The sequence below is a fragment of the Streptomyces sp. NPDC046215 genome (genome assembly GCF_040646215.1).
Classification (GTDB): Bacteria; Actinomycetota; Actinomycetes; order Streptomycetales; family Streptomycetaceae; genus Streptomyces; species Streptomyces stramineus.
On sequence record NZ_JBEYZW010000006.1, the window covers coordinates 42163 to 54948 of the forward strand.

Annotated in this window: 12 protein-coding genes and 1 tRNA gene; 5 read left to right on the plus strand and 8 right to left on the minus strand. The window is 70.0% G+C overall.

The window, feature by feature from the left end:
* The first annotated feature begins 57 nt into the window (after positions 1–57).
* Positions 58–1041 (plus strand): aldo/keto reductase, encoded by a 984-nt coding sequence (locus tag ABZ951_RS04185; RefSeq protein ID WP_344094444.1) that lies wholly within the window; start codon positions 58–60, stop codon positions 1039–1041.
* A 686-nt stretch (positions 1042–1727) separates the two neighbouring features.
* Positions 1728–3962: a helix-hairpin-helix domain-containing protein gene (locus tag ABZ951_RS04190; RefSeq protein ID WP_361278956.1), complete on the plus strand. Its 2235-nt coding sequence runs from the start codon at positions 1728–1730 to the stop codon at positions 3960–3962.
* A gap of 52 nt (positions 3963–4014) precedes the next feature.
* Here ABZ951_RS04190 and ABZ951_RS04195 read toward each other — a convergent pair whose 3' ends face one another.
* A complete protein-coding gene (locus ABZ951_RS04195; RefSeq protein ID WP_344088383.1) occupies positions 4015–4728 on the minus strand; it encodes a hypothetical protein in 714 nt (237 codons plus the stop codon).
* A 47-nt stretch (positions 4729–4775) separates the two neighbouring features.
* Here ABZ951_RS04195 and ABZ951_RS04200 point away from each other — a divergent pair, with 47 nt between their 5' ends.
* Positions 4776–4964 (plus strand): DUF5703 family protein, encoded by a 189-nt coding sequence (locus ABZ951_RS04200; protein ID WP_344088386.1) that lies wholly within the window; start codon positions 4776–4778, stop codon positions 4962–4964.
* Between the two features lie 73 nt (positions 4965–5037).
* On the opposite strand, the gene ABZ951_RS04205 is transcribed toward ABZ951_RS04200, so the two are convergent.
* The 3 genes from ABZ951_RS04205 to ABZ951_RS04215 all read right to left on the minus strand — a co-directional run bounded on the left by ABZ951_RS04205 (position 5038) and on the right by ABZ951_RS04215 (position 7772).
* Positions 5038–5913, minus strand: coding sequence for a chaplin family protein (locus ABZ951_RS04205; protein ID WP_344088389.1), 876 nt, complete (start codon positions 5911–5913; stop codon positions 5038–5040).
* 141 nt (positions 5914–6054) lie between these two features.
* Complete coding sequence (locus ABZ951_RS04210; RefSeq protein ID WP_344088392.1) at positions 6055–6288, minus strand: chaplin; 234 nt, start codon at positions 6286–6288, stop codon at positions 6055–6057.
* A 140-nt stretch (positions 6289–6428) separates the two neighbouring features.
* Positions 6429–7772 carry a M20/M25/M40 family metallo-hydrolase gene (locus ABZ951_RS04215; protein ID WP_344088394.1) on the minus strand — a complete coding sequence of 448 codons (1344 nt, stop codon included), beginning with the start codon at positions 7770–7772 and terminating at the stop codon, positions 6429–6431.
* A gap of 229 nt (positions 7773–8001) precedes the next feature.
* On the opposite strand from ABZ951_RS04215, the gene ABZ951_RS04220 reads away from it, so the two are divergent.
* A tRNA-Leu gene (locus ABZ951_RS04220) sits at positions 8002–8089 on the plus strand.
* Between the two features lie 156 nt (positions 8090–8245).
* Here ABZ951_RS04220 and ABZ951_RS04225 read toward each other — a convergent pair.
* The gene (locus ABZ951_RS04225) at positions 8246–9649 is read right to left on the minus strand and encodes a hypothetical protein (RefSeq protein ID WP_344088397.1); all 1404 of its coding nucleotides are present in this window, start codon (positions 9647–9649) and stop codon (positions 8246–8248) included.
* Between the two features lie 115 nt (positions 9650–9764).
* Between ABZ951_RS04225 and ABZ951_RS04230 the strand changes: the two genes are divergently transcribed.
* On the plus strand, positions 9765–10313 hold the full coding sequence (locus ABZ951_RS04230) for a hypothetical protein (RefSeq protein WP_344088399.1): 549 nt from the start codon (positions 9765–9767) through the stop codon (positions 10311–10313).
* A gap of 34 nt (positions 10314–10347) precedes the next feature.
* Here ABZ951_RS04230 and ABZ951_RS04235 read toward each other — a convergent pair whose 3' ends face one another.
* From ABZ951_RS04235 to ABZ951_RS04245, 3 genes are all read right to left on the minus strand, one after another.
* Positions 10348–10563 carry a helix-turn-helix domain-containing protein gene (locus ABZ951_RS04235; RefSeq protein WP_344088402.1) on the minus strand — a complete coding sequence of 72 codons (216 nt, stop codon included), beginning with the start codon at positions 10561–10563 and terminating at the stop codon, positions 10348–10350.
* Entirely contained in the window at positions 10544–10789 is a 246-nt protein-coding gene (locus ABZ951_RS04240; protein ID WP_344088405.1) for a hypothetical protein, read from the minus strand. The genes ABZ951_RS04235 and ABZ951_RS04240 overlap by 20 nt, the downstream gene beginning before the upstream one ends.
* 146 nt (positions 10790–10935) lie before the next feature.
* Positions 10936–12738: a DNA polymerase gene (locus ABZ951_RS04245; protein ID WP_344088408.1), complete on the minus strand. Its 1803-nt coding sequence runs from the start codon at positions 12736–12738 to the stop codon at positions 10936–10938.
* Between the last annotated feature and the right edge of the window lie 48 nt (positions 12739–12786).

The following is a 12786-nucleotide window of genomic DNA, read 5'->3' on the forward strand; positions in this document are numbered from 1 at the left end:
CAGGCGCCGTCCACAGGCCGCCGGGGGACCGCGCCGCGGCCAGTAATCTCAGCGCTCATGGAGCTAAGGCATCTCGGCCGCACGGGGCTGCGGGTATCCCGGATCGGGCTCGGCACGCTCACCTGGGGCCGGGACACCGGCGAGTCTGAGGCGGCCGAGCTGCTCAAGACGTTCTGGGAAGCCGGCGGCACCCTCGTCGACACGGCGGACGTCTACGCGGACGGCGGCGCGGAGTATCTGCTCGGCCAGCTCATGGAGGATCTGGTGCCGCGCCGCGATCTCGTCATCGCCACCAAATCGGGCAGCGTCCCCGACCCGGACCGGAGGTTCGACGGCTCCCGCGGCCACCTCCTCGCCGCGCTCGACGCCTCCCTGGAGCGGCTGGGCACCGACTACGTCGACCTGTGGCAGCTGCACGCCTTCGACCCCCACACCCCGCTCGAGGAGACCCTGCAAGCTGTCGACATCGCCGTCAGCAGCGGCCGGGCCCGCTACGCCGGCGTGTCCAACTTCTGCGGCTGGCAACTCGCCAAGGCCGCCACCTGGCAGCTCGCCGCCCCCGGCGTCCGCACCCGGCTGGCCTGCACGCAGATGGAGTACTCGCTGCTGCAGCGGGGCATCGAGCGCGAGGTGCTGCCCGCGGCCCTCGACCTGGGCATCGGGGTGCTGCCGTCCTCCCCGCTCGGCCGCGGCGTGCTCACGGGCAAGTACCGCCACGCGACGCCCGCCGACTCCCGGGGCGCCTCCGAGCACCTCGCGTCCTTCGTCGCCCCCTATCTGGACGAGACGGCCCGCCGGGTCGTCGACGCCGTCGCCACGGCGGCGGACGGCCTCGCGACGACGTCCCTGAAGGTCGCCCTGGCCTGGGTGCGGGACCGCCCCGGCGTGGTCGCCCCCGTCATCGGCGCGCGCACCGCGCAGCAGCTCGATGCGGCGTTGTCAGTGGAGGCGCTTACGCTTCCGGACGAGATCTGCCAGGCGCTCGACGACGTGTCGACGCCCGTGCACCGCTATCCCGATCAGGACTGGAGCACGCTGTGAGTACCGATCGCCTCGCCGGCGAGGCCGCCTCCGCGCCCGGACACGACCCGGCCGGACCGGACGCGCCCGACGCGACGACACCGCCGGGCACGCCCGGAAGCGGCGACAGCGCGAAACCCATCCCTGACGAGGCCCCGGCCCCGGCCGCCCCCGGCCCGGCCGCCCACGAGCCGACCGACGGCACGGCCGGCGACGACGGCCGGAGCGCTGCGGTTCCGGAGGCGGCCGGCCCTGACCCCGCGGGCCAGGACACGGCCCTGACGACGGACGAGCCTGCTGCCGGGACGGACGGCGCCCCTGAGAGCGATGCGGCCCCGGACGACCACCGCCCCGACGACGCGGACCAGGACACGGCCCTGACGACGGACGGGCCCGCCGACGACACGGCCGGCAACCCTGAGAGCGATGCGCCCCCCGAGGCCCACAGCCCTGACGACGCCGACCCGGACGCGGCCCTGACGGCCGACAAGCCCGCCGACGACACGGACGGCGCCCCTGAGAGCGACGCGGCGGCCCCGGACGCCCACCACCCCGACGACGCCGCCCCGGACCCGGCCCCGACGACCGACAAGCCCGCCGACGACACAGATGGCGCCCCTGAGAGCGACGCGGCGGCCCCGGACGCCCACCACCCCGACGACGCCGCCCCGGACCCGGCCCCGACGACCGACAAGCCCGGCGCCGGCATGGAGACCGGCGTGGCCCCGGAGGTCAGCGGCCGGGCCGGCCAGGAGCAGGCGTCGGCCGGGGGCGGACCCGGCGGCGCGCAGGGTGCCCCCGGTGCGGGCGCGCGTTCCGCGCAAGCGCGTGGGGCCGCCGAGCCGGGTCGTGGCGCAGGCGTGAGCCCGCGGTCGGAGGGCGCCGACGCTGATGTACACGGTCAGGGCGCGGCTCCGGCCGAGGCCGAGGCCGGGGCCGCCGGTGTCGGCCCGGTCGCGGCAGCGAACGCGGCGGGCCACGACGCACCGGCCGCGGACGAGCGCACCGCCGCAGGGGTCGGCGGAGCCCCGCCGCGGTCCGCCGTCGCCGAGGCGCTGGCCGCCGCGGTGCGGGCCGTGGAGAGCGGGGAGAAGTCCGCCGCCTCGTTCTTCAACGAGCGGCCCGCTCCCCCCGCCCGCAAGGCCCCCGCGCGCGCGGCGGCCGGCCCCGCCCGGCCCCCGGCGGGCGGCCCCGCCGGGCCGGCACCCGTGCGGCGCCCCCTGCCGGAGGCCGCCGGCGTCCGTGCAGTGCTCGCCGCGGGCGGGGCACCTGAGCAGCTGGCCGGAGCGGTCGCCGAGGCGCTCGGCGAGCAGGCCGCCGAGACCCTCCGCGAGGACCCCTGGCAGCTGCTGGCCGTGGCCGGGGTCCGCCCCGAGCAGGCGGACGGCTTCGCACGCGCGCTGCTCGGGCCGGAGTGCGGTCCGGGTGACGAACGGCGCGCCCAGGCCCTGACCGGCTGGCTGCTGGAGCGCGCCGCGCTCGAGGGCCACACGGTGCTGGAGGCGCCCGTGCTGCGCACGGCCCTCGCCGGCCAGGCGGTGCCCTCACCGGACGAAGCGCTGGAGACCGCCGTCGCGGAAGGCTCGGTGCTGGTGTTCCAGGAGGCCCTGGAGACCGCCGGCACGGCACCCGCCCAGGCAGCGAGCTCGGACGGCGCGGAAGCGGAGGCGGAGGTGCCCGTACGCCTGCTGCTGGGCCTGGACCGCTACGCCATGGCCGAGGAAAGTCTCGCCGACGGCCTCGCCCGGCTGCTCAGCAACTGCTCGCCCGCGGACTGGGAGAGCGCGGCGGCCACCGCGCCGTCGCCTTCCGCCGGCGAGCTGATCCGGGCCGCCGCGGCCGCCGGCCTGGTGGCGCACAGCGGTGGCGAGGCGGCGCGGGCCGAGCCCGCCGCCCTGATCGCCGCGGCCCGGGCCCTGGGCCTGCGGGCCTGCGCCGCCGTCCACGCCGAGGACGGCAAGCGGCGGGCGGCGGCCCTCGGCGACCCGCACGCGGTCACCGTCGCCGGGCTGCTGTCCGGCCGGGAGGGCCCGGGCCGCGACGCGGACGGGGCGCTCGCGCTCGACGTGCTCGTCGTCCTGGACGCCCCGCAGCTCGACGTCGAGACGGCGGCGATGCTGGTGGAGTCGCTGGCGGACGGCACCCGGCTGGTGCTGAGCGGCGACCCGGCGGTGCTGTGGTCGGCGGGGCCGGGCCGGGTCTTCGCGGACGTGGTGGCCTCCCGCGCCTGCCCCGTGGTCGTCTCCCGCACCCCGGACGCCGGCCCGATCGGGGAGCTGGTGTCCGGCATCGGGATCGGTGAGCTCGCCCAGGTGGACGCCCCCGGCAAGGAGGTCGTGATCGTCCCGGTGCGGGATCCGGGCGAGGCCGTGCACCGGACGGTGCAGCTCGTCGCGGACTCCGTGCCCCGCGTGATCGGAGTGCCCGCCGAGCAGACGCAGGTCATCACCCCGGGCCACGGCGGCCCCGCGGGGACGCGGGCGCTCAACGCGGCGCTGAAGGAGCGGCTGAACCCCGGTCCCGGCCGGTTCGGCGGCTTCGACCCGGGCGACCGGGTGGCCTATGTGCCGGCGCCGGGCCGGATGGTGCCAGGCACGGTGGTGTCGGCCGACGCCCAGGGGCTGCACCTGGACTGCGGGGGCGTGCCCGTCGTCGTGCCGAAGGAGCACCTGGGCGAGTCCCTGCGGCACGGCTGGGCCGTCACCGCGCACCAGGCGGCCGGCAGCCGCTGGCCCGCGGCCGTGGTGGTGCTGCCGGGCGACGCCGCCCGGACACTGACGCGGGCCTGGGTCTACACCGCGTTCAGCAGGGCCGAGCGGCATCTGTCGGTCGTGCACGGCGTGGAGCAGGCGCTGCCGCGCGCCGTCGCCGAGGTGCCGGCGAAGGAGCGCTCGACCCGGCTGCGGGCCCTGCTGAAGGCGCAGAGCAGCCCCACCGGCTGACGGCGGGGGCCGGCACGGCTCCGGACGGGCATCGCCCGCCCGGGGCCGCGGCTCAGCGTCCGGTGCCCACGGGCCTGCCGCCCGGGCCCGCGGCTCCGCCGTCCTCACCCTCGTCGGGGCCGTCCTCGTCGAGGCCGAGCTCCTCGTCGAAGACGGCGCTGACGTCGAAACGGCAGATGACGCGCTGCGGGTCGGCCTGGTCGAACGGCGCCGCCAGCCACTCCCCCGGCTCCGCGGGGTCGTCGGCCGCGGCGACCCAGAGCGTGGAGTCGCCTTCCTCCAGGCCGAACTCCTTGTGGCGGGAGGCGATCTCGTCCGGTTCGTACTCGCCGAAGAGCACACCGAGCGCGGCGTGCACGCTGCTGCCGACGATGCCCGCCGCGCTGCCGGGCGTGCCCGGCTCGGTGTCGACGTCGGGATCGAGATCGACGACGCGCTGGGCCTGGGCCAGCAGTCGCTGGGATTCGACCACCGCGTAGTCCCGGCGGATCAGGACGCTGACGGCGCTGGGCTCCTCCGGGCCGGCATAGGCCGGCAGGGTGTCGTCACCGGGGATCTCGAAGGGGGTGACCTCGTCATAGGCGTCGTACAGCAGTTCGTCGTACGCCTCGGCTGTCGCGGCCAGCTCGTTGAACGCGGCGTAGACGGCCGGGTCGTCCTCACCCGAGCGGCGTTCGACAGCGTCGAGGTGGCGGTCCAGCGCGGCTTTGACCGCCTCGGCGGCGGCGCGTACCTCGGCAGCGGTTGGCTGCGCAGCATCAGACATAGTGCAGACGCTATCCGCACCGGGCCCGTTCCCGCACAATAGATGCGATGCCGGAATACGAATTCTGTGATGTGTATGTGCCACGCGGGGTCTCCCGAGGTGCCACCACACGTCTCCTGACCGACCATGCCGAGTACGGACACTGGGAGTTGGACCGACTGCGCCTCTATCCCGACGGCAGTCGCCGGGTGCGGCTGCGACGCCGGATCATTCGCCAGGTGCGTGCCACGTGGTGAACGCATACGGAGCGGGCCCCGCGGCTGCGGGGCCCGCTCCGGCGTGGTGTGCGCCGGGTCCGTACGGACCGGGTCAGCTCTGCGCCGCGCGCGACCGGCGGTAGATGACCGCACCGCCGAGCAGCAGCCCGAGGCTGGCCGCACCGGCCATGCCGAGCTGGCCCGCGCCGGTGTGCGCGAGCTCGACGGCCTTCTCCGCGACCGCGGCCGGACGGTTCTCGGACTTCACGTCCGTGACCGGGCCGGTGTGCGCGACCGGGGTGGTGTGCGCGGGGCGCTCACCGGCCGGCTTGTGGGCCGGCTTGACGTCCGGCTTCGGGCCTTCCGGCTTGTGATCCGGGGTGTGGGGCTTCGGCGGCTTGTGGCCGGGGTGCTCCGCACCGGGCGGGTTGTGCGGCGGCACGTGCGGCTTCGGCTTGCCGGGGTGCGGGGGCTGCCCCGGGTTTCCGGGCTTGTGCGTGCTGTGGCCGCCCGCGTTGGCGCAGTCGTTGCCGGTGGTGGGGTTGCCGATGCCGACGACGTCGACGCTGTTGCCGCAGGCGTTGACCGGGACCTGGACCGGCACCTGGACGGTGTTGCCCGAGGCCACACCCGGCGAGTGGCTGCTGTTGCCGTGGGCGGCGCTGCCACCGCTGTGGTGACCGCCGTGACCGCCGTGGTGACCGCCGTGACCGCCGTGACCGCCATGGCCCTTGCCGCCGTGGCCGCCGTTGACACACCGGTTGCCGGAGGCGGGGTTGAGCAGCCCGACGACATTGACGGTGTTGCCGCAGGCGTTGACCGGCACGTGCACCGGCACCTGGACGTTGTTCCCCGATCCCACGCCCGGGGAGTTGGAGGCGGTGCCGTTGGCGCCCGAGTGGGCGCTGGCGTATCCGCCGCTCACCGCGGCGAGGACGCCACTGGCCGCTGCCGCGGTGATCAAGCTCTTCTTGGTGACCTGTCGCATAAGTTCTGCTCTCTCTGCCTTGCCTTCTCACGGAATGCGCGCGGACCGCTCAGGCCGCGCGCGAAAGCCCGGCGGCCCCGGAACGGCACGTTGCGCGCGCTCCGGAGCCGCCGTCACGCCCTTGCGGGCCGAGGCACGAGGTCAGTAGTTGACGCAGGTGTTGCCGAAGGTGGGGTTCAGCAGCCCGACGATGTTGATCGTGTTGCCACAGGCGTTCACCGGGACCTGAACCGGAACCTGGATGACGTTGCCGGAGACAACGCCGGGCGAGTTCACAGCAGCACCCTGGGCACCCGAGCTGGCGACGGCCAGACCGGCGCCCGCGAGCACGACGCCACCGGTGACGGCCGCAGTAGCGACAACCTTCTTGAGCATGTGATTCCTCCTAGTTGGCAAACGGTCCCAGCCGCGGACCGCACACCTGTAACGACGAGGAGGTAATCGGGCTACGCAACCCTCGATTCATTCACTCTTTACGGTTAAACAGAAACGAAGTTACGAATTTCTGCATGGATTCAGCACTGGTCGAGGAACCGGTCGAGCACCCGTGCACCGAACCTCAGCCCCTCCAGGGGCACCCGCTCGTCGACGCCGTGGAACATCCCCGCGAAGTCCAGCTCGGGCGGCAGCTGCAGCGGAGCGAAACCGAAGCAGCGGATGCCCAGGTCGTCGAAGGACTTCGCGTCGGTGCCGCCGGAGAGCATGTAGGGGACGGCGCGGGCGATCGGGTCCTCGGCCCGCAGCGCCGACTGCATGGCGTCGACGAGAGACCCGTCGAAGCTCGTCTCCAGCGCCTTGTCGGCGTGCACGTCCTCGCGCTTGACGCGCGGCCCGAGAATGCGGTCGAGGTCGGCGAGGAACTCCTCCTCGTACCCCGGCAGGAACCGGCCGTCGACGTGGGCGACCGCCTGCCCGGGGATCACGTTGACCTTGTAGCCCGCGCCCAGCATCGTCGGTGCGGCGGTGTTGCGCAGGGTGGTGCCGATCATCTTGGCGATGCCGCCGAGCTTGGCGAGCGTCGTCTCCATGTCCTCGGGGTCGAGCGGGGTGCCGAGGGCGTCGGAGAGCTCGTCGAGGAAGGACCGCACGGTCTTGGTCATCCGCACCGGGAACTCGTGGCGGCCGAGCCGGCCGACCGCCTCGCACAGCTCGGTGATCGCGTTGTCCTTGTTGGTCATCGAGCCGTGGCCGGCGGTGCCGTCCACGGTGAGCCGCATCCAGTGCATGCCCTTCTGGGCGGTCTCGATCAGATAGAGCCGCAGGTTCTCGTTGACCGTGAAGGAGAAGCCGCCGACCTCGCCGATCGCCTCGGTCACGCCCTCGAAGAGGCCGGGGTGCTTGTCCACCAGGTGCCGGGCGCCGTAGGTGCCGCCCGCCTCCTCGTCCGCGAGGAAGGCCACCACGACGTCGCGCGGGGGTTTGCGCCCGGACCGCATCCGGTCCCTTATGACCGCGAGGGTCATGGCGTCCATGTCCTTCATGTCCACCGCGCCGCGCCCCCACAGGCACCCGTCGGCGATCTCGCCCGCGAAGGGGTGGTGGGTCCAGTCGTCGGCGTTGGCCGGCACGACGTCGGTGTGGCCGTGGATGAGCAGCGCGGGCCGGGACGGGTCCTCGCCCTCGATCCTCGCCACCGTCGAGGCCCTGCCCTTGTGGGACTCGAAGATCTGCGGCTCGAGCCCGACCTCGGCGAGCTTCTCGGCCACGTACTCGGCGGCCGCGCGCTCCCCCGGCCCGGAGTGGTCGCCGTAGTTGCTGGTGTCGATCCGGATCAGATCGCGGCAGAGGTCGACGACCTCCCTCTCGGCGTCCCCGGCGCTCCTGCCCGCGCCGGCCCCGGCCGGCTTCGACTCGCTCACGCTGCCTCCTCCTGGTTCGCTGCCACCGGGCACCGTCCGCACGCGGACGGGCCCGGGGTGTGGTCCTCGGCCATCCTCTCTCTCCCGCCCGCTCAGCCCAAGGCCGCAATGCTGCCGACATCCGCCGGTCACAGATCCGGGCCCGGCCGGCGGGGTGATCGAGCACGTCCAGATCTTTGGTATTGTTTTCCTCGTCGGAAGGGGAACAGCCCGGAAGACAAAACACCTGGTCCGGGTGGCGGAATGGCAGACGCGCTAGCTTGAGGTGCTAGTGCCCTTTATCGGGCGTGGGGGTTCAAGTCCCCCCTCGGACACCAGCTAGATCAGACAAAGCCCCTGCTCAGCAGGGGTTTTTCTGTTTTCCCGAACCGGCTCAGCGCTCGGCGTGACCAGTAGCGTGACCAGTAGGATTCGAGATTTCCCGCGACCGGCGGCGTGACCAACCACGTGACCAGACCGGACGGGGACCTTAATCAGGCTGCCAGTACAGGCAGGCTGCTCGGACCGCTCGGAGTCCGCCCCGCGAGGCCGATCCGAGAGGAGGCCGGAGCGACTCCGGCAAGGCCGATTCGACTGGCGCTGGAGGCGGCCAGCCGCTTGGCGTTGTCGGCGCGCCGCTGACCGTAGTGCTTCATGGTGTAGCCGGGTCCCGAGCGGTGGCGGGCGTTCGCCGAGACCTCGACGGGGTTCTCCTTGCCCTCCAGGTCGTTCGTGATCTTTGTGCGGCGCCAGCCGTGAAGCCCGAACTCCTCCGGCAGATCGAGCCTGTCGCGCCTGGTCCGCCAGCGGGCCGAAACCTTCTCGGGGTCCTGCGGGCCTCCTGCGCGGCTTCGCTTGAACAGCTTGAAGCTGTCACGTGCGAACACGAGGCCGTGATCAACCCAAAGGTCCCCCAGCACCTCCTTCTCGTACTGCTGACGCTCCCATTGCCATCGCAGGACATCCATCAGGGACTGATCCACGTAGATGACCGCGTCGTCCTCTCCCTCCTTCGTCAGCTTTCTGAGCCGGTAGGTTTTGCCCTCCTCGACGACGACCCACCCGAGCGTGATGCAGCCCTCTTCCCAGTTGACCAAGTCCCACCTCCATCCGAGCACCTCACTGCGCCGGCACCCGGTGGCCGCGTACGACGTCCACAGAGGGGCATCCCTGAGGCAGTGGTGGGTCAAGCCTCCGTCGCACTTCCGGTTGCCGCAGGGCGTCCAGATGTCAGCCAGGAACCGCTTCGTCTCCGCGTCGGTGAGAGTCGGCTTGTCGGGCTCGGAGGCTTTGACCTGTCGTTCGGTCGGCGGTTCGGCGAAGTGCGCAGGGTTGTGTGTGAGGAGCCGCATCGGGCCCGTCACAGATGTGAGCGCCGCCGAGATGATGTTGTGGATGTGCAGGACGGTCTTCGGTCCGAGCGGCTCGCCATGGTTCGTCGGGCACGGCTCCGCTTCAAGCCGCCGATATAGGGCGTCCAACAGCTTGTCCGTCACTTCCGAGACCTTCACGTCCCCCACGTGCGGCTTAATGTGGAGACGAATTTTCGGTTCGTAGCCCGCGGTCGTAGTGCCCTCACCGCGGTGGTTATCTAGCCAGCGATCAAGCAACTGCGCCATCGTCAGGTCAGCGTCCTCGTGCTTGCTCTCCGCTTCGGCAGCGGCCTTAGCCTCCTCCTTGTGTCGCTCGATCTCCTCCTCGCGCTCGTTCAGCCACTTGGTCAGGGCCTTCGCAGCTTCGGTTTTGTTCTTGTAGTCGCGACCTATCCAGTAGCGGAGCCGTTCACCCGTCTTCAGGTCTTCATGCTCCGGGGTTCTGACACCCCAGGTGTTTGGCCGCCCCCTCCTCTTGACCTCTACGGGGGTCCCGCCCTGGCCGTTACCGCGTCGTCCTGCCACGCGTTGTATCTCCTTCCTTGGCCAGGCCCTACGCCTGACCTGTCATCAGTTTGATCACAGGCAACTATGGGTTGTCAACACTGGGTGGCGTGAGTGTGTGGTGTAGCTTGTGGGCATGACGGACCAGGTAGAGGGCACAGAAGTCGTGCAGCAGGAAGGCGCATGGACCGTGCGCATGTGGTGGCCAACTGGGCCGATCGCTGGAGGTCCTCAACGGGTGACCATCGAGCCAACCGACGGCGCTTTCCCCGGTGATGTCCTCCGTGGCATCTCCACGACGATCTTGCGCAGGATCAATCCGATCGCAGCCATGGGTGAGGCCAAAGCCAATGCCCCTGAGGCCGATCTCCCGGACTTCGCCCCACGGGGCGAAATCATGCGACGACTCTTCGAAGGTGAGGGGGTTTCGCCGGCCTACCTCGTGACACTGGCCTCGCTGTACAAGGACATGGCAGACAGCGGCGCCAAGTCCTTGGCTCCGGATCTAGCAGGCTTCATCGGAAGACGCCCGGAGACAATCAGGGGCCACCTCAAGCAAGCACGGCGAGACGGCTACCTCACCACGGTCACAGGTAAGGCCGGCGGTGAGCTGACAGCCGAGGCGCAGACCATTCTTGATGCCCTCGACCTCGAAGCCCTGGGCGTCGGGTCATCGAGGCGGTGAGGGCGGCCGGGGTGCGAACCCCGGCCGCAGTCGCTCAGGCCGCTTGCTGGTCGAACCAGTCCTCAAGGTCCGCTTGGCGACAGCGCAGTTGATTGCCGATGCGTTTGAACGGGATCCCCACGCCCCTCCATTCGTTGTAGACCCAGCTCATAGGCTTCCCCAGGTATTCGGCTACGTCTGTCGCGGTCATCATCCGCCGACGGATGGCACGTAGCTGCTGCCCCTCAGGCTCACTCAACGTCGCCACCATCCTCGGCGACCTGCACGGCGCCGGAGTGCATCTCCAGCGCCCAGTAGTCCGTGGCCATCTCCTTGGCAAGGTCGTGGGGCACCCCAGCTGTGACGGCCTCTGAGTAGAGGGCCCCGGCGATGCGTACCCGCATCAGGGCAGCGGTGCCTCGGCTCTCGATCCCGCTCCGCGTGATCTCCTCCTTGATTCCGGAGACCAGTTCTTCAAACTCGTTGTTGTCACTCACAGATTTCCCCCTTGTCGTCCAGGTCTATGAAGCAGGTGTCACACAGGCGGGCGTCATTCCCCAGCCACTTAGCAACCCCTGTTGCTTGGCGGGTGGAGCAGTATTCGCAGGTACCTTGATTACTTCCGCCGGGCAAGTAACTCCCCCTAGTGCTTGCTTGCTTCGAGATCGAGGACGCTTCCCCAGGACTGTTCGCCAATTTCAGAGTCCACGGGTATCAGTAGTCCCTTGATGGTCATTTCCATGATTCGGGCTGTCTTGTCGGTCAGTTCTGCCGCGCGTTCGCGCGGGAATGAAAAGACGAGCTCGTCATGGATTGGTAGGCGAATGTATTTCGTGTAGCCGGCCCGGTGGAGTTCGATGAGGGCTCGGGCCAGAATGTCCCGACTGGTGGACTGGATGAAGTAGTTGAGCGCTGCAAAGATCCGGTTACGGTCTACGGGGATGCGCCGGCCGGTGCCGGTGTAGATGTAGCCGGTACGCCGCGCCTCACGCTGAAGGCGGTCGGCTAGGCGCTTCACGCCAGGGTAGGTATTCCAGAATGCCTTGACGGCCTTCTTGGCTTCGATCTCCGATACGCCGTACTGCTCGACGATCGCCTTCCAGCCGCCGCCGAAGCACACCGTGAGATTGGTGCCCTTACCGGCCTTGCGGTCAACTCCTGCGGCGTCAGCGGTCATTTGGTGGAGGTCGAGGCCACGTTGGAAGGCGTCGATCATGGTTGGGTCGCCGGAGTAGACGGCGATTACTCGCAGTTCCATGTTTCCGTAGTCGGAGGAGACGGTGACATGGCCTGGCTCTGCGAGGAAGCAGTGCCGCACGTAGCTGTCTCCGCTGGGCAAGGTCTGAGCTGAGATCACTCCCGTGATGGTCATTCTGGCGCTCCGGGCCTGGCAGCTATTTACCGTTGCATGGACGCGGCCCTCCTGGTCCTGGCCTTGAAGTGCGCGGTCAAACCAGGTCGCCTTCCACTTCTTCGCCTTCTTGGCTCGGATGATGGCATCCGTGAGCGGGATGCCGATCCCTGTCAGGACTTCGTCATCGACTGCCAGGTTTCCCTTTTTCGTTTTCTTGGTGAGCCGGATACCTCTCTTTTCGAGGGCAGTGATGATCTGTTGGTTGGAGTTGACATTATCGACGCCTTCGAGGCGGGCGACGTTTTCCCACTTGGCCTGCTCACCAGCCAGTTCCTCGGATTTCGCCTCGGCGTACTCCGCATCGAGGAGGTATCCGGTGCGCTCGATCTGGGCCGTGATGTGGGCAAGCCTGTGTTCCCAGGAGATGAGGCCCTTGTTGCGGCTGCGGGCCGGGACCTTCGGCATGAGGATCTTGAACAGCCGGTATGCGAGGATGGGATCCATTCCGGCGTAGAGCAAATATCCGCGGTGGTCGAGTGGGATCGCTGGCCATACTTCGGCCTTCTTGACGCCGAGTTCGGCGGCGATGGCCGTCATGGAGCCTTTGACTTCTCCGGCGATGGTCTCGCAGATGTAGTACTTGGTCAGTTCTTCGAGCTTGAGGCCGGGCCCGCCTTCCTTAGCAGCCCGGCCGTCGACGAGGTGAGCTAGCAGCTTGGTGTCCCAGGACTTAGGGGCCAGCTCCTCCATCGGAAGGCCGAGGCACTGCTCGGCTACATGCATGTCGAAGGTGCCGTTGTGGGCGATCAGCCGACGGACGGTTCGCAGTGCCCACCGGGTTGCGTCCTGGAAGGCGGGGCCCTTCTCGACGGGGATGACGAACGACTCGTCGGCGGTGCCAAATTGCCAGAGGCGGGCCAGGAACCCGCCTGGGCCGGCGTTCCACCAGTCGAGACCCGTGGTTTCGCTGTCGTGGGCCAGGAGGTCCCGATTCGCCAGGATGAACGCTTTGAATGCGGGGAGGTCCCTCTCGTCCTCTACGACGTGGATGCGGACCAGTTGGCCCTTGATGGTGTGTTCGATGAGGTGCAATCAGGTTCCGTCGGCCGGAGGGGGCCGGCGGCGAACCGGCCCCCTGAT

Bases quoted from the DNA above. Each gene is read 5' to 3' on its own strand.
- ABZ951_RS04185 (WP_344094444.1), top strand. From the start codon at position 58: ATGGAGCTAAGGCATCTCGGCCGCACGGGGCTGCGGGTATCCCGGATC.
- ABZ951_RS04190 (WP_361278956.1), top strand. From the start codon at position 1,728: ATGGAGACCGGCGTGGCCCCGGAGGTCAGCGGCCGGGCCGGCCAGGAG.
- ABZ951_RS04195 (WP_344088383.1), bottom strand. From the start codon at position 4,728: ATGTCTGATGCTGCGCAGCCAACCGCTGCCGAGGTACGCGCCGCCGCC.
- ABZ951_RS04200 (WP_344088386.1), top strand. From the start codon at position 4,776: ATGCCGGAATACGAATTCTGTGATGTGTATGTGCCACGCGGGGTCTCC.
- ABZ951_RS04205 (WP_344088389.1), bottom strand. From the start codon at position 5,913: ATGCGACAGGTCACCAAGAAGAGCTTGATCACCGCGGCAGCGGCCAGT.
- ABZ951_RS04210 (WP_344088392.1), bottom strand. From the start codon at position 6,288: ATGCTCAAGAAGGTTGTCGCTACTGCGGCCGTCACCGGTGGCGTCGTG.
- ABZ951_RS04230 (WP_344088399.1), top strand. From the start codon at position 9,765: ATGACGGACCAGGTAGAGGGCACAGAAGTCGTGCAGCAGGAAGGCGCA.
- ABZ951_RS04235 (WP_344088402.1), bottom strand. From the start codon at position 10,563: ATGGTGGCGACGTTGAGTGAGCCTGAGGGGCAGCAGCTACGTGCCATC.